Raw genomic sequence first — 20,053 nt, 5'->3', positions numbered from 1 at the left:
CCTTGTGCTGCGGGTCCGGCCAGCTTAGAACGCGGCCAAGTGAAGGCCAAGGAGCAAGTGATGAACATTCTCATTCTGGGCGGCGGTGGCCGCGAGCACAGCTTGGCCTGGGCGGTGTTGCAGAACCCCAAATGCGACCGGCTGGTCGTAGCCCCCGGCAATGCGGGGATTGCGGCTATTGCCGAGTGCGCGAACCTGGACATCAATGATGGCGGCGTTGTCGCGACATTCGTGGAAGAAGAGTGCATCGATTTCGTGATTGTCGGTCCCGAAGCTCCGCTTGCCGCCGGGGTGGCCGACCGTTTGCGGGATGCAGGCGTGCTGGTTTTTGGCCCGAGCCAGGCTGCGGCGCAGCTCGAAGCGTCCAAGGCTTTCACCAAGGCCATCTGCGATGCAGCCAATGCGCCAACGGCCGCGTATGGTCATTTCACAGACGCGGCTGCAGCCAAAGCGTATGTCACCGAACAGGGCGCCCCGATTGTCGTCAAGGCAGACGGGCTGGCCGCGGGCAAAGGTGTCATCATCGCCGAAACCGTCGCACAGGCACATGCCGCCATTGATGACATGTTTGGGGGCGCTTTTGGCGGTGCAGGGGCCGAGGTGGTCATCGAAGAGTTCATGCAAGGCGAAGAGGCGTCTTTCTTTGTCTTGTGCGACGGGACCGACGTATTGCCCATCGGCACTGCGCAAGACCACAAACGTGTGGGCGAAGGCGACACGGGTCCTAACACCGGCGGTATGGGAGCCTATTCCCCGGCGCCCGTGCTGACCGATGACATTGCCGAACGCGCCCTTGAGGAGATCATCCGCCCGACAATGGCGGAGATGGCGGTGCGGGGCATGCCGTATCAGGGTGTGCTCTATGCCGGCCTTATGATCGAAAACGGCGCGCCGCGCCTTGTTGAATACAACGTGCGTTTTGGGGATCCGGAGTGCCAGGTGTTGATGATGCGCCTGGGCGCGCAGGCGTTGGACTTGATGCACGCGGCAGCTGAAGGCCGGTTGAACACCGCACAGGTCAATTGGGCGGAGGATCATGCCATCACAGTCGTGATGGCGGCAGAGGGATACCCCGGGGACTATGCAAAGGGGGCTGTGATCAACGGGCTCGACACGCTGCCCGCTACCGGCAGCCAGATGGTATTTCACGCTGGAACGTCAGCACGGGATGGCAAGATCACCGCATCTGGTGGGCGCGTTCTGAATGTCACGGCGCGGGGCGCATCCTTGCACGAGGCCGCCGACAGTGCCTATGCGATGATTGATGCCATCGACTTCCCCGGAGGCTTTTGCCGCCGAGACATTGGTTGGCGGGCGCTCGACTAGAACAAGCCCCGCCCCTTGCTTCCCTGTTTCAGAAAATCCCCGCCGGAGGCACCGTTCGGATGCAACCGGGCAGAGGAACTGCGACAGCTTACGACATTGGCGCTTGCGTGCAGGCCACCGGATCGTCGCTGATGTCCACAACCTCCTGCACCTCTCCCAGATCATCGGTTGAGGCGACAAACAGGCGTGCATCGCGCAGAAACGGGACCCAGCAATGCTGCACACCGGGCGGGTCGTCATCATAGTCGAAACAGACCTGACCATTGTCCGCCGTCACCATGCCAAAGGCGCAGGTCCCGTTTGCGCGAGCCCAAACAGTGCGATCGCGGGACAAGAACTGTTCGATCCCAACAGGCTGACGGTTTGGAAAGGTCGCGAAAGACGCAGTTCGGTTGGCAACCAGGTCCAGGAACTGCTCGGGCGTCAGGCGGTCCTGCGCAGCTGCAGGCGCTGCAGCAAACAGCAGGGCAACGGCCAGTCGCATCATTGGCAATCCATAGCGTGGGCAAAGGCTGGGCGGGTCGTGTCGGTGCCCAGGTACATGCGCTGAAACTGTGATCCATCCCAGCGGATGGCCACAAGGTCCGACCAGTTCGCGGTAGCCAGGATCATCTCGGGCACACCCGCGCAGGTGCGGATACCGCCTGCAATGTCCACCTCGCCGATCTTGTGGTTGGTGAGGCCCCGCAGGTCTGCGGCGGCGGTCAGCATGCCATCTTCGAAGCGCCAGATGCGCAATGTCTTGGCCAGATGCGGACGGTCGATATAGGCGATCTCGGTCACGCCATCCCCATCCAGATCAGCAGCACCAAGCGGGGCAAGCCAACGGTTGCGGGTTCCGATATGGGGCGTCTCGGTGATCTTACCCTGCGCGCCATAAATCGCAAAGGCAGCCCCGGCGGTGACATCGGCTTCGACCACCAGAACCTCGGGTGCGCCATCGCCATCCAGATCGGCAATGCGGGGGGCCACGTCTTCGAAGACGTGATCGCCGGGCAGGACAAAGCGGCGTTGCTCTCCGTCCTGCATCTCAAGCTCGAGAGCACCCCATTCGATCGCATCGCCAAGAATGCCATGAGCATACCGGTCGGTCGGATCGGCGTAGCGGGCGGCAACGATGACGTCGGCCAGGGCAGGCGCCAACGGTGCCACGAGCGCCAGCGCGGCCAGCAACACGCGCAGCGGTTGCAACGCGCCGCGGGCGGGCAGGCGCAAATGGCGCATCAGCAGACGCGGCGCCCTGATGGGCATCAGATCTGCTTTTCAGGCATCTGCACGACAAGCCCGTCCAGGGCATCCGTCACCTTCAGCTGGCAGGTCAGGCGCGAACGGGTCACATCCGGTTCGTAGGCGAAGTCGAGCATATCGGTTTCCATGTCGTCCTTCGTCGGCAATTTCTCGACCCAATCGGGATGCACATAGACATGGCAGGTAGAACAGGCACATGCCCCACCGCAATCCGCTTCGATGCCCGGAATGTTGTTGTCACGTGCGCCTTCCATGACCGTCAGGCCATTGGCCACGTCCACAACATGCTCGGTTCCGCCATGTTCGATATAGGTGATCTTGGCCATTCTCGTGCCCCCTTCAATCCGCATTCCGCATATCTCTACCGGGCAGGAGATAAGGCTGCCAGCCCCTTTTGCGACCCCCGACTTTTCCACTTGCGACATGGTACATTTGTTCTATTTTTGTTCTCATGCAGATCTACCCCTTCTCCCCGTCCGGGCATGCGCCCACATGGCCCCGTCCCCCGGCGTGTCTGCGCGCGGGCGAGCTGGATGCGCCACCGGTGAATGCGCGGGTGGCGGTGGCAGGGCTGGTGATCCTGCGGCAACGCCCTGGTACGGCCAAGGGCGTGATCTTTCTCACGCTTGAAGATGAGACGGGCGTGGTGAACGTCATCGTTTGGCGTCACGTCTACGAACGCTTTCGCCGTGCCGTGGTGGCCGGGCGCATGTTGAAGGTGACGGGCCGGATGCAGCGGGCCCACAACGTCACCCATGTGCTGGCCGAAGAGATCGAGGATATCTCGCCCCTGCTCGACCAGCTTCTGGCGGAAGGCACCGGGCGGCATATGGGAAGCGAGACACGCACAGACACCTGGGAAAGCCGCAAGGGCGACTGACGCAGCGGGGCTAGGCAGAGGCCGGGCCCGCAGCTATGTTGCCCTCAAAAGCCCAGCCAGAGGCCCGAGCATGACATTCAGACCCCTCTTCCCGGTTCTTGCCGCCGCATGCATTGTCGCAGCCTGCGCCGAAGATGGCGCAGTCACATCAACCGCAAATGTCGATCCCATTTCGCTGGCAACCGCCCCGCCCGGGGCGGCACCGGGCACATGTTGGGACAAGACGGTGAGCCCCGCCGTGGTCGAGACCGTGACCCGAAAAATCCAATTGCAACCCGCACAGATCAGCAGCGATGGGCGGGTTCAATCGCCTCCGATTTACAAGACCGAGACAAGCCAGCAGGTTGTCCAGCCGCGTCGGGAAACCTGGTATGAAATTCTTTGTGACGCTGATGTCACGCCCGACTTCGTTGCATCGGTCCAGCGTGCGCTGGAGGCGCGGGGGTTCTACAGCGGACAGATCACGGGCGAGATGGACGCCCGCACCCGGGCCGCAATCGGGCGATACCAGGCCGCAGAGGGCCTGGACAGCAAGACCCTTTCCATCGCCGCCGCCCGCAAGCTGGGACTGATCACCGTCGCCAATCCCACCGCAACCTGACGGGCGGGGCGCACCAACAGGTGCGCCTTACAGGCGGGCACATCGCTGCAAACCCTGAACGAGAAAGGCGCCCCAAGGGGCGCCTTACCTCTTCTGTATTGAGACGGTACTAACTTACTCGGCCAAACTGAGCGCCACGAAACGTGGATCACCCGCCCGACGCACCAGTAGCAGAAGCGACTTGCGCCCTGCTTCTTTCACGTCATCCAGTCGCGTCTCGAACTCGCCGATGCTGTTGACCTTTTGCTGCCCCGCTTCGGTGATGATATCACCCGCGCGCAGGCCCTTTTCGAAGGCTTCGCTGGTCTCGTCCACCTCGACAACGGCCAGACCTTCTTGATCCGCGTCAGCCCCCAGCTGTTCACGCAGCTCATCCGTCAGAGTGCTGAGCGTCAGGCCAAGCACGTCCTTGGTTTCGGCTTCGGCGGGGCCCTCTTCGGGTGCCGCAACGGCGGGCACGGCGCCTTCGGCTTCCTCGCGCCGTCCAAGCGTCACGCGCAGGGTAACTGTTTCACCATTGCGGAACACGACCACGCGCACCGTTTCACCAACGGGGCTGTTGCCCACCTGGCGCACCAGGCCGCGCGTGTCTGCAACATCAACGCCGGCAAAGCTGAGGATCACGTCGCCATCCTGCATGCCGCCATCCTTGGCCGGGCCGTCCGGGACGGATGTGACAAGAGCACCGGTTGTGCTTTTGAGGCCAATCGCTTCTGCAATGTCATCCGTCACGTCCTGAATGCGTACACCAAGCCAGCCGCGGCGGGTTTCGCCGAATTCCTGCAGCTGGTCGACCACGCGGATCACGACGTTGGAGGCCATCGAGAAGCCGATACCGATCGAACCGCCATTGGGCGACAGGATCGCTGTATTCACGCCAATCACTTCACCATCCATGTTGAACAGTGGACCACCGGAGTTGCCGCGGTTGATGGCCGCGTCCGTCTGGATGTAGTCATCATAGCTGCCGCTCAATGCGCGGTTGCGCGCCGACACAATGCCGGCAGAGACTGAAAAACCTTGACCAAGCGGGTTGCCCATCGCAACCACCCAATCACCGACACGCGCAGTGTCGCTGTCGCCGAATGGCACATGCTGCAGAGGCTCATCGGCCTCGACCTTCAGCAGCGCGATGTCCGTGTTCGGATCGGTGCCGACCAGTTCCGCAACCAACTTTTCTCCGCTGAAGAATTCGATCGTGATCTCGTCCGCGCCTTCGATGACGTGGTTGTTCGTGACGATGAACCCATCTTCGGAAATTACAAAGCCTGACCCAAGCGCCGACGAACGACGCGGCCGATCACCCTGGCCGTTGCGATCCTGGAATTCGCGGAAAAAATCTTCGAAGGGTGAGCCTTCGGGCACGATGCCTTGGGGGCCGGTCCGCCCTTCGATCACCGTGGATGTCGTGATGTTGACCACCGACGGGCTGATCTGTTCTGCCAGAGGGGCCAGGCTTTCGGGGCGCGCCTGCGCCATCAGCGCCTGCACCATAACAAAGGCCAGCGCCAAAGCGCCCAACCACAGGGCACGAAAGAGGGGCATTGGGGAAAGCCGTCCGGAGACGGCGATTGCCTGTCGCTGCATCAGGTTACTCCTGCATAGTCTTGTTGACCGTTTCGGTCATTTTGCACACGGGCGTGCGCACCTGCGCACACCGTGCATGTAGGGTTGCATCCTTGCAACATTAAAGATGGATCAGCGTCTCGTGGTTTCAACAGAGCGTGATGTGCACGTGAACATTCTGAAATGCATTGCCTTACAAACCAATAAAAAAAGCCAGCCAGATAAAGATCAGACCGGTTACGAGAACGAGCGCACCAAACAAGCGCCGGGCGCTTTCGGACATGGTGCGCAGCACCTCAAGCACGCGTTCAATGAGCGAAGGGGCCAGCACATAGGCCAGCCCCTCCACCAACATCACAAGTCCCAGGGCCAGAAGGACCCAAGCCATTACTGTCCCGCGGCAGCTGCTGCGGCAGCGGCAGCGGCATCCGCCGTCGCACCGGTCGGTGACTTCAGGTAGTTGAAGAAGTCAGAGTCAGGTGACAGCACCATGGTCGAGTTCGACCCCTGCAACGACCGCTGGTAAGCGGTAAGCGACCGATAGAATTCAAAGAATTCTGGGTCCGCGCCGAAGGCTTCCGCAAAGATTCCGTTGCGGCGGGCGTCTGCCTCACCACGAATGATCTCTGCCTGACGCTCGGCATCAGACGTCAGTTCAACAACTGTCCGATCCGCCTGCGCCCGCACCCGCTGCGCCGCTTCGTTACCACGGGCGCGTTCATCGGTCGCCTCACGCTCGCGTTCTGCACGCATCCGCTCAAAGGTGGCGTCAAGGTTTTCGGTTGGCAGGTCGGTCCGTTTCAGACGCACGTCCACCACTTCGATGCCCAGCGCGCGCGCTTCGGCGATGGCACCGTTGCGAATGCGCAGCATCAAGGCCGCCCGGTCCGAGCTGAGGATGTCGTTTGACGACACCGAACCCAGCACTTCGCGCAACTCGTTCCGCAGAATACCGTCGATCCGACGATCCGCCGACTCTTCGCCACCCGTACCAACGGCTTGCCGGAACTGGTTCACATCGGTGATCCGGTAACGGGCAAAGGCGTCGACAACGAGACGGCGATCATCAAGCGGTGTGACCTCAAGCGGTTCGACATCACGGCTCAGGATACGGTCGTCATAGCGCACGACCTCCTGAATGAGCGGGATCTTGAACGCAAGCCCGGGGTCTTCCTTGATGGCGACAACACGGCCAAACTGCAGGACAAGTGCCTTTTCGCGTTCATCCACGATGAACAGGGACGACAGACCGATGGCTGCGATTACAACGATGATGGGCAGCAGGAAAGTTGATCTCCGCATCAGTTCGACTCCGCTGGGTTACGGCGCAGCTCGTTCAGCGGCAGATAGGGCACAACCCCCTGCCCTCCGGCACCTTCGTTTTCATCAAGAATGATCTTGTCCACACGGCCAAGCACCTGCTCCATGGTTTCAAGATACAAACGCTTGCGCGTCACTTCGGGTGCTTTGGCGTACTCGCTCAGAACAGCGGAGAAACGGCTGGCTTCACCCTCTGCCTGGTTGACCTGCTGAGCACGGTAACCTTCGGCCTCTTCCAGAAGCTGGGCCGCCTGACCACGTGCTTCAGCGAGCACACGGTTGGCATAAGCGTCCGCCACGTTTTGCAGCCGGTCCCGCTCTTGTTCCGCCGCTTGCACGTCACGGAGCGCGTCGATCACGGATGCGGGCGGGTCCGCCTTGTCAAAGTTGACACGGATCACCGTCACGCCGCTTTGATAGCTGTCGAGCGTGGACTGGATCAGATCCTGCAAACGCCCTGCAATAGCACCACGATCCCGGTTCAGGATCGGTGCCAGATCGGATTGCGCGATAATCTCGCGCATCGCTGATTCCGACACAGCCCGAATGGTTGGGCGCGGATCACGCAGGTTGAACAGGAAGTTGGCCGGATCATTGATGTTCCAGACAACCTGGAAATCGATGTCGACGATGTTCTCGTCGCCGGTCAGCATCAGGCCGGCATCACCGCCACGACCACCGACGCCAATTTCTTCGGTTTGTTCGCGGGTCACGGGGATCACTTCGGCTGTCACGACGGGCCAAGGTGCAAAGTTCAGGCCGGGGCTGCCGATGGACGAAAACTCGCCCAGAAACAACTCAACAGACTGTTCTTCAGGCCGGACGGTGTAGAAGCTCGCCATCCCCCAAAGTACGAGTGCTGCAAGGGCCCCAAGGCCCAACGTGCCGCGCGTCAGGAACGGACCACCGCCGCCGCCTGAACCGCGACCGCTGCCGTTGCTGCCGCCACCACGGCCGCCCATGAGGACACGCAGCTGTTCCTGGCCCTTTTTGACCAGTTCGTCGATTTCGGGGATCTGCGGACCATCATCACCGGGCCCACGCCCGCCATTGCCGCGGCCGGGACCGCGAGAGCCATTGCCACGATCATCGTCGCCGCCGCCCGATTTGCCGCCACCCCCCCAGGGGCCGCCTGTATTGCCAGCCATGTGGTATTATTCTCCTCTTGCCGTGCAGCCAGTGCCGCACCTTGTGCATTACCTGTGATTTTTACCAGAAAATTCAAGCAGTCCGCATTGGCGTCCGCATGGTCACGATCTCTTCCGACATGGTCGGGTGCACCGCAACCGTCCTGTCGAAATCTTCCTTGGTTGCTCCCATCTTAACAGCGACACCCGCCAGTTGGATCATCTCGCCCGCATCCGGTGCGACGATGTGGCAACCCAGCACCTTGCGCGTTGCCACCGACACAACCAGTTTCATCAATACGCGATCGCTTCGTCCGGCAAAAGCCGTCTTCATCGGGCGGAACGACGTACAGTACACTTCGACTTCCTCCTGATCGCGGGCATCTTCCTCACTCAGGCCGACCGTTCCCATCTCGGGTTGGGTGAACACCGCCGATGGGATCAGGTCATGATCAACCGCTGTCGGGTTGTCTTTGAACACTGTCTCGACGAATGCCATACCTTCGCGAATGGCGACGGGAGTCAGGTTCACCCGGTTGGTCACATCGCCAATGGCATAGACGCTGTCAGCCGCGGTTTGGGAGTATTCATCCACGACGATTTCACCACGGCGACCGACCTCGATACCAACATCGTCAAGTCCCATATCAGTGCTATTCGGGTCGCGCCCCGTTGCAAACAACACCATGTCAAAAGCATTCTCGTGCCCCATCGTGGACTTGACCCAAATGGGGCCATCCCGGTGGCCCGCGTGTTCCGTGGTCGTGACACCACCATAGGCCATGACGTTGTCCTGCTGCGCGCCTGCACCCATTGCGGCATCAGATGCGGTCGGAATGGCGCCGGAATGGTCTTCCGATGCCGGTCCCATCTGAACAATGTTGGTGCCGGTATGCAGGTTGATCCCCCGGTCCCGCATGGATTCAGCAATCAGTCCCCGCGCCTCGTCATCGAAGCCACGCAGAATCTGGGCACCACGGTAATACTGCGTCACCTCCACGCCCAGCCCGTGCAGGATGCACGCAAACTCGCACGCGATGTACCCGCCACCAATGATCAGGATCGACTTCGGCAGCGTTTCAAGGTGAAAAATATCATCACTGACAATACCGAGATCGGCATTGGGTATGTCCGGTCGCACCGGTCGCCCGCCCGTGGCAATAAGGATCGTTTTGGCAGTCTTGGTCTCACCCGTTGACAGTTCGACCGTATGTTTGTCCTTCAGCTTTGCCCGTGCATCAAAGGTCTCAACACCCGAATTCTTCAGAAGACTGCGATACACGCCCTCAAGCCGATCCAGTTCAGTGTTCAGGTGGCCCCGGAACCCTTTCCAGTCAAAGGACCCAGCCGTCATCGACCACCCATAGGCTTTGCCGACCTCGGCCATTTCCCCGAACTCGCTGGCGAACACCATCAGTTTCTTGGGCACACAGCCCCGGATCACGCAGGTCCCACCATAGCGGTCTTCTTCGGCCAGTGCGACGCGCGCCCCGGCCTCACCCGCGGCCACGCGCGCTGCGCGCACACCACCAGAGCCGCCCCCGATCACAAAGAGGTCGTAGTCATAGTCCGCCATGTTTCGTGTCCTTAGTCTGCAAGGTCGGAGAACAGGTTGTCGCTTTCCAAGAAATCGAGCCGATCCTGTTCCACTGTGCCTTCATTGATATCTCGCACCTCGACCCGACCATCGCCGTAGCCGATGACAACGGCGTCACAAATATCGATGAACAAACCATTTTCAACCACACCCGGCATCTGGTTGATCACCAGGCTCAGCTGACGGGGGTTGCCAATGCGCTGCAGATGCAGGTCGAGGATGTAGTTCCCCTCGTCCGTCATAAAGGGGCGCTCGCCGTTCATGCGCAGGCTCGACTGACGGCCCAGAACGTCCATGGAGACAAGGGTTTCCTCGACCAGCGCCTGCGTGGTCTGCCAGCCAAAGGGGATGACCTCGATCGGCAGCGGGAAGGCGCCCAGATGTTCGACCTCTTTGCCTATATCGGCGATTACCACCATTTGATCAGAGGCGGTCGCCACGATCTTTTCCTGCAACAGCGCGCCGCCGCCACCTTTGATCAGGTTCAGGTCGCCATCGAACTCGTCCGCGCCGTCGATGGTGAGGTCGAGCCACCTGGCCTCGTCCAAGCTGATCACTTCGATCCCGACCTCGCGGGCCAGATCCGCCGTGCGGGTCGATGTCGGCACACCCTTGAACTGCAAGCCGCCCTCACGCACCTGTTCGCCAAGACAACGCACCAGCCAGGCGGCGGTTGACCCAGTTCCCAGACCTACGCGCATTCCATCCTCGACATAGTCGGCGGCGCGTTTCGCGGCGACGAATTTGGCCTTATCGATGGGCGACAGTTCTCCGGACATGTGTGCGACTCCCCAAATGCTGCTGGGCTTATACGCACGCGGGCGGGTTGTTGCGACCCCAAAGGATGCAATTTGCTGCACTGCGCGGCGGAAACAGACAGTCAGGCAGGCGCGCCCAGCAACTCCATCGCCTCCAGCACCTCCCCCAGGACCACTTGGTCGTCGCCGTTCAGATCAAAGGTCATCATCGCGCGCATGGCGGCCATGGCCGTTTCCGACATCCCGGCTTCCGCCTTTTTCGCGGCATGGCCCCGCAGCTCCGCCCATCGGACGGTGCCATCGCCGTCCGTGTCCGCGCTTCGATGCCAGACCAGCAACCGTCCCCGCATTGTGGCCGATGCGGCACGCAGCAGAACGTCCAGCTCGGCCCGGGTGACAGTCAGGTCATCATTCAGGTCGGCTTCGAGCAGGCGACGGATTTCGCGCGCCCGCAGGCGCGCCTGCTCCGCTGCGATTGCTGTCTCGATGTCGGCCGCGGTTAATCCTCGCGTCCCACCATAGCCAAGGATCAGGCCCGCCGCCTCCTGAACAAAGGCGTCAGGACGCGCACGCATCCGGTCCAGTGTCGCCCCCGGCGTTCGCGCAACCAGCACATCGACCAAATCCCGTCCGGACAGTTCCTGAGCAAATGTGGCCCGCCATGGCAACGCACAGACAGCCAGCGACATCAGCAATAGAATCCAGCGCATTCGACATCCTCCGTGCTTTAGGGAAGCGCACCAAGGTAAACGGGTCGTTAATCGTGGCCTTTTCTCCAACGAATTGGTCGTTTTGAGACATCGTTTGCGCCGTGGTCGAAGGTACATGGCATGCATGAGCTACGTTCTGCACTATGCGCCCGACAACGCGTCGCTGATCATCCGATTGGCGCTTGATACGATTGGCGTGCCCTACTCCACGGTCCTCGTGGATCGTTCAAAACAGGAACAGCGCAGCGCGACCTATCGCAAACTGAACCCGAACGGGCTGATCCCAACGCTCGAAACACCCAATGGCATACTGTTTGAAACAGGCGCGATCCTGCTCTGGCTTGTCGATACGCACGGCGTCATTGGGCCAAAACCCGGCGAAGCGACACGCACAGACTTTCTGAAATGGTTGTTCTATTGCTCCAACACGGTGCACCCGCACATGCAATTGCTGTTCTACCCGGACAAGTTGATGGGTAACGATCCCGGACTGCAACAGGCCGTGACAGAGGGCGCGCAACGCGCCCTGATGCGGGACTTTGCGATCCTCGAACAAGCGGCAAACCAAGCCTTCGGCGACGGTACAGCAACCGCCATTGATATTTATGTGGTCTGCATGCTGCGCTGGTGTGCAATCTATGGCCCGGACAATCGTGACTGGTTCACCCTTGCCGACAGCCCGCACCTGTCCCACATCTGCAAACGGGCGGACGCATGGCCCGCCACCGAGATCGCCAAACGGGCCGAGGGATTGGGCCCCGCACCGTTTACAGCGCCGCAGCGCCCCAACCCGCCCGAAGGATCCGCACTCTAGATGTTTCTGTCTGTATTCGAAATGTTCAAGGTCGGCATCGGCCCGTCCTCGTCGCACACCATGGGCCCCATGGTGGCCGCCGCGCGGTTCCTTGACATGATGCGTGCCTCGCCCTTCCAGTTTGCCGGGGTGCGGGCATCGCTGCATGGATCACTGGCCTTTACCGGAGTAGGCCATGCAACGGACCGGGCCACCATCCTTGGGCTTGCCGGGTTTGTGCCCGACACCTACGACCACGACAAAGCCGAAGCGACGCTGGTGGCATTGGCCGATACGCACACATTGCATCCCGACGACCTGCCTGAATTGCGTTTCAACCCTAAGACTGACCTTGTGTTTGACTACGACACGCCCCTGACCGGCCACGCCAACGGCATGATCCTGATGGCGACCGATGCACAGGGCGACATCACCCTGCAACAGGTCTTCTATTCCATCGGCGGCGGCTTCGTCATGACCGAAGAGGAACTGGCCGCTGGCAAGGCAACGGACGAAGGCGCCCCCGTCCCCTATCCCTTCAAAACTGCCGCCGAGATGCTTGAGATGGCAGACAGCTCTGGCAAGACCATTTCAGCCATGAAGCGCGCCAACGAAGTGTCACGCAACGGAGACCCGCACTTGCGGTCAGGTACAAAACGGCTGTGGCAGGTGATGAACGATTGCATCACGCGCGGCCTGACAACCGACGGCACGCTGCCCGGCGGTCTGAACGTCAAGCGGCGAGCCAAGGGCATCCATGACAAGTTGATGGAAGAGCGCGGCATGAACCTGACAGCGCCTCACACCATCAATGACTGGATGAGCGTCTATGCCATGGCCGTAAACGAGGAAAACGCGGCGGGTGGGCAAGTCGTCACGGCCCCCACCAACGGCGCGGCAGGCGTGTTGCCTGCCACCTTGCGCTACTATCTCGACCATGTTCCCGGCGCGTCCGAAGCGCATATCGAGGATTTCCTCCTGACAGCTGCCGCCATTGGAGGGCTGGTGAAGTACAACGCCTCCATATCGGGGGCCGAAGCGGGCTGCCAGGCCGAGGTGGGCAGCGCCGCGGCCATGGCTGCGGCGGGCATGTGCGCCGTCATGGGCGGCACACCACAGCAGATCGAAAACGCGGCAGAGATTGCGCTCGAGCATCATTTGGGCATGACCTGCGACCCCATACGCGGGTTGGTGCAGGTGCCCTGCATCGAACGCAACGGCCTTGGCGCGATCAAGGCGGTCAGTGCTGCCAGCCTCGCCTTGCGGGGCGATGGCACGCACCTGGTGCCGCTCGACGCCTGCATCGAAACCATGCGGCAAACCGGCGCCGACATGAGCGAGAAGTACAAGGAAACCTCGCTGGGCGGGCTTGCGGTCAACGTGCCGAACTGTTGATGCCTTCACCGTTCCGAAACACAGACAATCAGAGGGCCATGTTTTTGGGTCGGCGGGTGGGCGAATTTGCGCAGCAAAGAGTGCATCCGCAGACCAACAGTACGGCTAATCAAGCGAATTGACGCCAAATAGCGTCACCCAAGCCTCAATCCTTTTGTTGCACTCCGCCCGTCACTGGGTAGCGTGGCGCCATGACCCATGATCGCCCTCTTCTCGGCATCCTTTTGATGCTGGGCTTTTGCGTTGTCGCCCCTGTCGGGGACGCGGTGGCCAAGGTGTTGGGGCAATCGGTTCCTCTTGCCCAACTCGTTCTGGTCCGCTTCGCCGTGCAGGCAGTGATCCTGATCCCGATTGTCTGGTTCGGTCGACGGTTGTGGCGCATGCACGGACGGGTTTTGTGGTTAACACTATTTCGGACGGTGCTGCACATCCTCGGGATCGGTGCCATGTTCACAGCCTTGCAATACCTCCCCTTGGCGGATGCCGTCGCCATCGCCTTTGTCATGCCGTTCATCATGATGCTGCTGGGCAAATACGTTCTGGGCGAGGAAGTCGGCAGCCGCCGCGTCTGGGCCTGTGTCGTGGGGTTCTGCGGCACGCTCCTTGTGGTACAACCCAGCTTTGTCGAAGTGGGCTGGCCCGCTCTGCTGCCCCTTTTCGTGGCCGTGAACTTCTCTGTTTTCATGCTCGTTACACGCCAAATCGCCAAGGAAACCGATCCAATCGGCCTGCAAGCCGTGAGTGGGGTCATGGCTGTCGTGGTCATGGGGCCGCTGGTCTATTTCCTGCAGGGTAAGAACCTGCCGGGCATCGAGTTGATCACTCCGAACAGCTTTGAATGGACCCTCCTACTGGCCATCGGTGGTCTTGGCACAATGGCGCACCTGCTGATGACGTGGTCGCTGCGCTACGCGCCCTCGGCCACACTGGCACCCATGCAATACCTGGAAATCCCCTTTGCCACGATCATCGGTTTCCTCGTCTTCCGCGACCTGCCCAACGGGCTTGCCTCCGTCGGGATCTCGATCACGATTGCGGCGGGGCTGTATATTGTGCTGCGCGAGCGGGCCATCGCGCGTCTTGAGACGCCTGAACCAGCGCCTGCGTGAGCGTTGGCAGGCAGCGGCGCGGCGCAATCACGATCATCGCAGGGTCTGACATGGTGAGGGTGACAGCCCCTTCCGCTGCATTCGATGTACCAATGGCCGACATCGGGTGAAATGCCAGGCCGTCAATCGGCCAGCGCAACCCCGTCGACGTCCCTTCGACCGCCGCCAGCGGGTAAAGCGATACAACATCGCCGGGCCGTGTAGCCAAGGCCAGGCGCGCCGGACACAGAAAGACGATCTCTTCTCGCCCAATAAGAATACAGGGCCGGTCTGCATAGCGCACCAGGACACTGAAACAGGCCAGTTGATGATCCACCCGCCCCCCAAAAAGCCTGCGGCCAGAACCACGGGGGCGGAAATATGGCGCAGCGCCTTGTCAAAGTCGGTGCTGTTCTGCTCTGCGATATGATACTGACGATCAGCAGGCACCTGGCGCAATATGTCCGGCGTAACCGAGTCGAAATCACCGATTACGGCAGCCAGATCAATGCCCGCCTCAAGCGCAATCTGCGCGCCTCCATCCGCTGCAACGCATGGACCTGCAAGGGCTTGAACCTCGGCCACATCGGCCAAAGTGGCCTCACCACCGCCAAACAACGCAACGGGGTCAGAACTGTAAACAATAGGGGAAGTCATGCGGGATTAATGCAATTTTTGGAAACAGATCACAATGTCGCCTTGAAATGATACCCTCAACGGCACAGATTCGGGCAGCTTTAGCCCGGCGCGCCACCTAGGACGACCTTTGCGTATCAGCAGAGGACGAGCATCCGATGATGAATAACAATAAGATACTGACAGTCTCCTACGGCACATTCTCGTGCACGTTGGAAGGATTCGATGACAGCTTCGGCACCATGAAGGCGATTGCGGAGTACTTCCGCGATCTGGCGTCCGATGACAGATATTTCGGGGCAGAGCCCCCGCAACCCGATGCCGAGATGTTGGCCCGCATCGCCGAGCGCGAGATTTCGCGCCGCGTGGAAGCGCGCGAGCAGGAAGGCCGAATTGTTCTGAGCGCGGAAACGCAACAACCCGAGGCCAGCGTGGCGTCGCCGGTTGCCCTTGCCGCAGCAGCAGCCCCGATTGTCGCGCCCGCGCCCAAGACCGAAACGCCAGCGCCGACACCTGACGCGACGACGGACACCGACGCACAGATTGCAGACGCGGTGAGCGAAGCGGCAATCGACGTGGCTACAGACGAGACAACGGAAGACGACTCTGTCGATCTACCGATCGATCCTGCAGAAGCTGACGTTGCGACCGAAGCCGAAGCCGAAGCCGAAGCATTCTTTGCCCAATCGACAGTCGATACAACCCCTGTCGAAGCCGAACTGGTCGATGACGCGACCGCTGCGGACATGGCCGATGCGGCACCTGACAGCATTGCGGCAAAGCTGCAGCGCATCCGCGCTGTGGTCTCGCAAAGCCAGGACGAGGCAGAAGACGAAGAGATGTTCGAAGACGAACATGCCGAGGCCTTTGCCCCGGCAGTCGATTTCGAAGATATCACCGAAGCTGTAGACGAAGATGTTGCGGCTGAAGATATCCGCATCTCTGCCGCCGAAGACTTTGAAGCGGCCCATGACGCGCTGGCTGACCAAGCCGATGATGACGAAGACGACATCGGTGACATCCTGGCCCGCCTTGAAGCCGATAAATCTGATGCACCGGTAGAAGCAGAAGCAGAAGCAGAAGCAGAAGCAGAAGCAGAAGCAGAAGCAGAAGCAGAAGCAGAAGCAGAAGCAGAAGCAGAAGCAGAAGCAGAAGCAGAAGCAGAAGCAGAAGCAGAAGCAGAAGCAGAAGCAGAAGCAGAAGAGGTGATCGCGGCCGCGTCCGATTCGCAAGCAGATGATGATGATGATCTTGGTCTCGACACGCTGGCGGCACTGATGGCAGCCGATGACGATGCACCTGCATCGGAAGAGGACGTCGCCGACAACCTCTTTGACGACAGCGCAGAGGCCGATGCGCCCGAAGCGGAGGAGGCACCCGCCCACCCCCGCGCACGCGTGATCAAGGTCAAGCGCGCGGACATCGACGCGGCCATTGCCAGCGGTGCGCTTGAAGAGGTCGAGGACTTGACCGCCGAAAGCACCCTGTCGGCAGAAGATGAAGCCGAACTGCTGGCTGAACTGGCCGAGGTCGAGGCGGAGTTGCCGATATCAGAGGACGTCGACACAGACATTGACGGCGACGCCGACATTGATGAAGTCGAAGCTGAGGCAGACACGTCCGAAGAACCCGAAGCCGTCAAAGATGATGACGTGCAACGCCTGATGGCCGAGGCCGAAAACCAGATGGATGAACCGGAAGGGTCGCGCCGCCGCAACGCCTTCCAGCATCTCAAGGCTGCGGTCATGGCCAAAAAGGCGGATGCCGACATCGGCAAGAAGGACGAGGAAGAAGAAGGCGCGTTCCGCTCTGATCTCGCATCCGTCGTCAAACCACGCCGTCCCGAAGCCCGTAGCGAAGGTGCGAAGCGCCCGAGCAGCGACCGCCCTGCACCGCTCAAGCTGGTTGCGGAACAACGGGTTGACGTTGACGCGGCGCCCAAGGGTCCTGTCACACCGCGCCGTGTGGCTGCGATGGATGACGGCACAAGCACCGAAGACGCGGGCAATTTCGCTGACTACGCGTCCGAAATGGGCGCGCATGACCTGCCGTCCTTGCTGGAAGCCGCCGCAAGCTACCTGAGCTTCGTGGAAGGTCGCGATCAATTCTCGCGCCCGCAGCTGATGACCAAAGTGCGTCAGGTCGAACAAGGCGACTTCAGCCGGGAAGACGGGCTGCGCTCGTTCGGCCAGCTACTGCGCGCGGGCAAGATCGAAAAGATCAGAGGCGGCCGTTTTGCCGTGACAGGCGATATCGGCTACCGCCCGGACCAACGCGAAGCGGGCTAAGTCCAGCAAATGAACTCTTGAAAGGCGCCCTTGAACAGGCGCCTTTTTTCATGGCTGATGCGCATATGAGCTTTCCAGACCAACCCACACTGACCGGTCCCACCCTTCATCTGCGCCCCTTGCAGGCCGAAGACGAAGGCGCGCTTGCGCGCGCGGCATCCGATCCTGCCATCTGGGCGGTGCACCCGTCACCGGACCGCTACAAGCCAGAGGTGTTCGCGCCCTATTTCCAGATGCTTCTGCGCGAAGGCGGCACGCTTGTCGCCACGGACCGGGCCAGCAATGACATCATTGGCTGCTCACGCTACTACCCGGCCCCGGAAAGCCCTGGCGAATATGGAATCGGCTTCACCTTCCTGACGCGCGCCTATTGGGGCGGTGCCGCGAATTGGGAAATGAAATCTCTGATGCTGGATCATGCCTTCCAGTACATGGAGGCCGTCTGGTTCCACATCGGTACCGATAATGTCCGCTCACAAAAAGCCACTGCGAAACTCGGCGTCGATCACGTCGCAACCGAAACGCGGACGCTCAGCAGTGGAACAGCCATTTATGAATGCTACCGGCTCAGCAAAGCCACATGGCAGGCGCGTCAAGCGTCGGGGTCAGGCTGACCGATCCCCTTGAAGACAAACTTCAGGGGGAAGGCCCAGATGACACCCAACCCGACATAGATCAGCAGCTCAACAAGGATCGGGGGCCGGTCGAACAGCCCCACGATGGACACAGCCGCCACGATATAGAGCGGCAGCGCCACGATCAGGATCAACAGGGCGAGCCATTTCCGGGTCTTGTAGCGCAGCGCCATGCGAGGCTCCTCAGTCGGCAAAAGGGTCCCGCACCAGGATCGTATCCTCACGCTCGGGCGATGTGGAAAGTAGCGCGACAGGGCAGTCGATCAACTCTTCGACCCGGCGCACATATTTGATGGCATTGGCCGGTAGATCGGCCCAGCTGCGCGCGCCTTCGGTCGATTCCGACCAACCCGGCATCTCTTCGTAAACCGGCGTACAGCGCGCCTGTTGGTCTGCGGCTGTGGGCAGATAATCCAGCGTTTCGCCATCCAACTCATAACCCACGCAGATTTTCAGCGTTTCGAACCCGTCCAGCACGTCCAGCTTGGTCAGCGAAATCCCGTTCACGCCAGAGGTCGCACAAGTCTGGCGCACAAGGCAGGCATCGAACCATCCGCAACGGCGCTTGCGACCTGTCGTGGTGCCAAACTCATGCCCCCGCTCGCCCAAACGCTGACCATCGGCATCTTCCAACTCGGTCGGAAACGGCCCCTCGCCCACACGGGTGGTGTAGGCTTTGACGATGCCCAGCACGAAATCGATGCTCCCAGGGCCCATGCCCACACCCGTGGCCGCTTGCCCTGCAATCACGTTGGACGAGGTGACAAAGGGATAGGTGCCGAAGTCGATATCCAGAAGCGCGCCTTGCGCCCCTTCGAACAGGATGCGTTTCCCGGCCTTGCGCGCCTCGTTCATCACCTTCCAGACAGGGGCGGCATATTCGAGAATGGCGGGCGCCACCTCGCTCAGCTTGGCAATCAGCGCATCGCGATCCACCGGATCGAGGCCAAGCCCACGGCGCAGTGCATCGTGATGCACAAGGGCCCGATCCACCCGCAGTTCCAGTGTCGCGGCATCGGCCAGATCAGCCACACGCACAACGCGGCGCCCCACCTTGTCTTCATAGGCGGGACCGATGCCGCGCCCGGTTGTGCCAATCTTGGCCACGGAATTCTGAGCTTCGCGCGCCCGGTCCAATTCCCCGTGAATCGGCAGGATCAGCGGCGTGTTCTCGGCAATCATCAGCGTCTCGGGCGTGATCTTCACGCCTTGGGCACGCAGAGTCTCAATCTCAGACACAAGGTGCCACGGGTCCAGTACCACGCCGTTGCCAATGACAGACAGCTTGCCGCCGCGCACCACGCCCGAAGGCAACGCATGCAGTTTGTAGACCTCGCCATCAATGACCAGCGTGTGCCCGGCATTGTGTCCGCCCTGAAAGCGGGCGATCACATCGGCCCGCTCGCTCAACCAGTCGACAATCTTGCCCTTGCCCTCGTCGCCCCATTGTGCGCCGACAACCACCACATTGGCCATTTGATGCCCTTTCAGAAAGCAAACCCGCGTCCGTATAGCGATACGCACGGGCAAGGCAAACCCGTATCTGTGTTTCTTCTGACGAAAAATACCACCGCCGGAGGCACCTGCGGCTTGCGACCCACGCAGGTTTCAGGCCATCAACGCATCAGCACGATCCAAGGACCAACCCCCATGGGCTTTTTCGCACGCTGGCTTTTCGCCTTTGGCCTTCTGGCCGTCACCTATAATCCGACCGAATACAACTACGTCGCATGGGCCGCGCAACACGGGCCAGGCAACCTCTCGATTGCGGTATTGGCAGGCCTTCTTCTTCTGATCGGCTACATCATCTACTTGCGCGCCACGCTACGATCGATTGGCGGGTTCGGCATGGCACTGGTGCTGGCTGTCGTCGGCGCCGTGCTTTGGGTGCTGTATGATCTGGGCTTGCTCACATTGGACAACGGCAACCTCAACACATGGCTGGGCGTGTTCGCCCTGTCACTTGTGCTGGGGGTCGGCCTGAACTGGAGCCATGTGCGGCGGCGCCTGTCGGGGCAGGCGGATATGGACGACGTGGACGAGTAGCCACCGCGCCAAGATTTTTCGCCGAAAAATCTAACCCTT

The 20,053-nt window shown here is 60.9% G+C and carries 22 protein-coding genes and 1 pseudogene; 9 read left to right on the top strand and 14 right to left on the bottom strand.

The window, feature by feature from the left end; all coding sequences use genetic code 11:
• The first annotated feature begins 60 nt into the window (after nt 1-60).
• Nucleotides 61-1,326, top strand: coding sequence for a phosphoribosylamine--glycine ligase (purD, locus tag ACZ1HN_RS10270; RefSeq protein WP_472727423.1), 1,266 nt, complete (start codon nt 61-63; stop codon nt 1,324-1,326).
• A gap of 88 nt (nt 1,327-1,414) precedes the next feature.
• On the opposite strand, the gene ACZ1HN_RS10265 is transcribed toward purD, so the two are convergent.
• The 3 genes from ACZ1HN_RS10265 to ACZ1HN_RS10255 are packed head-to-tail and all read right to left on the bottom strand — an operon-like array spanning nt 1,415 to nt 2,900.
• Entirely contained in the window at nt 1,415-1,813 is a 399-nt protein-coding gene (locus ACZ1HN_RS10265; RefSeq protein WP_299603979.1) for a hypothetical protein, read from the bottom strand.
• Complete coding sequence (locus ACZ1HN_RS10260; RefSeq protein ID WP_472727422.1) at nt 1,810-2,577, bottom strand: FG-GAP repeat domain-containing protein; 768 nt, start codon at nt 2,575-2,577, stop codon at nt 1,810-1,812. The genes ACZ1HN_RS10265 and ACZ1HN_RS10260 overlap by 4 nt, the downstream gene beginning before the upstream one ends.
• Entirely contained in the window at nt 2,577-2,900 is a 324-nt protein-coding gene (locus tag ACZ1HN_RS10255; RefSeq protein WP_299211857.1) for a 2Fe-2S iron-sulfur cluster-binding protein, read from the bottom strand. The genes ACZ1HN_RS10260 and ACZ1HN_RS10255 overlap by 1 nt, the downstream gene beginning before the upstream one ends.
• A 125-nt stretch (nt 2,901-3,025) precedes the next feature.
• On the opposite strand from ACZ1HN_RS10255, the gene ACZ1HN_RS10250 reads away from it, so the two are divergent.
• Together ACZ1HN_RS10250 and ACZ1HN_RS10245 are read left to right on the top strand one after the other, a co-directional pair.
• The gene (locus ACZ1HN_RS10250; protein ID WP_472727421.1) at nt 3,026-3,454 is read left to right on the top strand and encodes an OB-fold nucleic acid binding domain-containing protein; all 429 of its coding nucleotides are present in this window, start codon (nt 3,026-3,028) and stop codon (nt 3,452-3,454) included.
• Nucleotides 3,455-3,524: 70 nt separating this feature from the next.
• Nucleotides 3,525-4,055: a peptidoglycan-binding domain-containing protein gene (locus ACZ1HN_RS10245; protein WP_472727420.1), complete on the top strand. Its 531-nt coding sequence runs from the start codon at nt 3,525-3,527 to the stop codon at nt 4,053-4,055.
• A 114-nt stretch (nt 4,056-4,169) separates the two neighbouring features.
• On the opposite strand, the gene ACZ1HN_RS10240 is transcribed toward ACZ1HN_RS10245, so the two are convergent.
• The 7 genes from ACZ1HN_RS10240 to ACZ1HN_RS10210 all read right to left on the bottom strand — a co-directional run bounded on the left by ACZ1HN_RS10240 (nt 4,170) and on the right by ACZ1HN_RS10210 (nt 11,133).
• Entirely contained in the window at nt 4,170-5,642 is a 1,473-nt protein-coding gene (locus ACZ1HN_RS10240) for a Do family serine endopeptidase (protein ID WP_472727419.1), read from the bottom strand.
• A gap of 172 nt (nt 5,643-5,814) precedes the next feature.
• Nucleotides 5,815-6,009: a DUF2065 domain-containing protein gene (locus ACZ1HN_RS10235; RefSeq protein WP_472727418.1), complete on the bottom strand. Its 195-nt coding sequence runs from the start codon at nt 6,007-6,009 to the stop codon at nt 5,815-5,817.
• Nucleotides 6,009-6,923 carry a protease modulator HflC gene (gene hflC / locus ACZ1HN_RS10230; RefSeq protein ID WP_472727417.1) on the bottom strand — a complete coding sequence of 305 codons (915 nt, stop codon included), beginning with the start codon at nt 6,921-6,923 and terminating at the stop codon, nt 6,009-6,011. The genes ACZ1HN_RS10235 and hflC overlap by 1 nt, the downstream gene beginning before the upstream one ends.
• Entirely contained in the window at nt 6,923-8,089 is a 1,167-nt protein-coding gene (hflK, locus tag ACZ1HN_RS10225) for an FtsH protease activity modulator HflK (RefSeq protein WP_472727416.1), read from the bottom strand. The genes hflC and hflK overlap by 1 nt, the downstream gene beginning before the upstream one ends.
• A 73-nt stretch (nt 8,090-8,162) precedes the next feature.
• Nucleotides 8,163-9,644, bottom strand: coding sequence for an FAD-dependent oxidoreductase (locus ACZ1HN_RS10220; RefSeq protein ID WP_472727415.1), 1,482 nt, complete (start codon nt 9,642-9,644; stop codon nt 8,163-8,165).
• An 11-nt stretch (nt 9,645-9,655) separates the two neighbouring features.
• The gene (gene rpiA, locus ACZ1HN_RS10215) at nt 9,656-10,444 is read right to left on the bottom strand and encodes a ribose-5-phosphate isomerase RpiA (RefSeq protein WP_189369556.1); all 789 of its coding nucleotides are present in this window, start codon (nt 10,442-10,444) and stop codon (nt 9,656-9,658) included.
• Between the two features lie 101 nt (nt 10,445-10,545).
• The gene (locus ACZ1HN_RS10210) at nt 10,546-11,133 is read right to left on the bottom strand and encodes an EF-hand domain-containing protein (protein WP_472727414.1); all 588 of its coding nucleotides are present in this window, start codon (nt 11,131-11,133) and stop codon (nt 10,546-10,548) included.
• Nucleotides 11,134-11,257: 124 nt separating this feature from the next.
• Between ACZ1HN_RS10210 and ACZ1HN_RS10205 the strand changes: the two genes are divergently transcribed.
• From ACZ1HN_RS10205 to ACZ1HN_RS10195, 3 genes are all read left to right on the top strand, one after another.
• Nucleotides 11,258-11,947, top strand: a complete 690-nt coding sequence (locus ACZ1HN_RS10205; protein ID WP_472727413.1) for a glutathione S-transferase family protein — start codon at nt 11,258-11,260, stop codon at nt 11,945-11,947.
• Complete coding sequence (locus ACZ1HN_RS10200; protein ID WP_472727412.1) at nt 11,948-13,321, top strand: L-serine ammonia-lyase; 1,374 nt, start codon at nt 11,948-11,950, stop codon at nt 13,319-13,321. It begins immediately after the preceding gene.
• Nucleotides 13,322-13,512: 191 nt separating this feature from the next.
• The gene (locus ACZ1HN_RS10195; RefSeq protein ID WP_472727411.1) at nt 13,513-14,430 is read left to right on the top strand and encodes a DMT family transporter; all 918 of its coding nucleotides are present in this window, start codon (nt 13,513-13,515) and stop codon (nt 14,428-14,430) included.
• Here the strand turns inward: ACZ1HN_RS10195 and ACZ1HN_RS10190 are convergent.
• Both ACZ1HN_RS10190 and ACZ1HN_RS10185 read right to left on the bottom strand, forming a co-directional pair.
• Complete coding sequence (locus ACZ1HN_RS10190; RefSeq protein ID WP_472727410.1) at nt 14,348-14,746, bottom strand: hypothetical protein; 399 nt, start codon at nt 14,744-14,746, stop codon at nt 14,348-14,350. The two genes, ACZ1HN_RS10195 and ACZ1HN_RS10190, sit on opposite strands and share 83 nt — an antisense overlap.
• Before the next feature lie 98 nt (nt 14,747-14,844).
• Nucleotides 14,845-15,066 (bottom strand): annotated as a pseudogene (locus ACZ1HN_RS10185) (thiamine pyrophosphokinase); the annotation flags it as partial.
• 137 nt (nt 15,067-15,203) lie between these two features.
• On the opposite strand from ACZ1HN_RS10185, the gene ACZ1HN_RS10180 reads away from it, so the two are divergent.
• Both ACZ1HN_RS10180 and ACZ1HN_RS10175 read left to right on the top strand, forming a co-directional pair.
• Nucleotides 15,204-17,333 carry a hypothetical protein gene (locus ACZ1HN_RS10180; RefSeq protein ID WP_472727408.1) on the top strand — a complete coding sequence of 710 codons (2,130 nt, stop codon included), beginning with the start codon at nt 15,204-15,206 and terminating at the stop codon, nt 17,331-17,333.
• 65 nt (nt 17,334-17,398) lie between these two features.
• A complete protein-coding gene (locus ACZ1HN_RS10175; RefSeq protein WP_472727407.1) occupies nt 17,399-17,947 on the top strand; it encodes a GNAT family N-acetyltransferase in 549 nt (182 codons plus the stop codon).
• Here ACZ1HN_RS10175 and ACZ1HN_RS10170 read toward each other — a convergent pair.
• Both ACZ1HN_RS10170 and ACZ1HN_RS10165 read right to left on the bottom strand, forming a co-directional pair.
• Complete coding sequence (locus ACZ1HN_RS10170) at nt 17,926-18,141, bottom strand: DUF2842 domain-containing protein (RefSeq protein ID WP_299210703.1); 216 nt, start codon at nt 18,139-18,141, stop codon at nt 17,926-17,928. The two genes, ACZ1HN_RS10175 and ACZ1HN_RS10170, sit on opposite strands and share 22 nt — an antisense overlap.
• Nucleotides 18,142-18,151: 10 nt before the next feature.
• Nucleotides 18,152-19,444, bottom strand: a complete 1,293-nt coding sequence (locus ACZ1HN_RS10165) for an adenylosuccinate synthase (RefSeq protein WP_472727406.1) — start codon at nt 19,442-19,444, stop codon at nt 18,152-18,154.
• Between the two features lie 174 nt (nt 19,445-19,618).
• Here ACZ1HN_RS10165 and ACZ1HN_RS10160 point away from each other — a divergent pair, with 174 nt between their 5' ends.
• The gene (locus tag ACZ1HN_RS10160; RefSeq protein ID WP_472727405.1) at nt 19,619-20,014 is read left to right on the top strand and encodes a DUF6524 family protein; all 396 of its coding nucleotides are present in this window, start codon (nt 19,619-19,621) and stop codon (nt 20,012-20,014) included.
• Nucleotides 20,015-20,053 lie beyond the last annotated feature (39 nt).

It is taken from the genome of Tateyamaria sp. GN1-10 (assembly GCF_055693845.1).
Note: the sequence above shows the minus strand (reverse complement) of the source record. Positions and strands in the feature narration are given on the sequence as shown.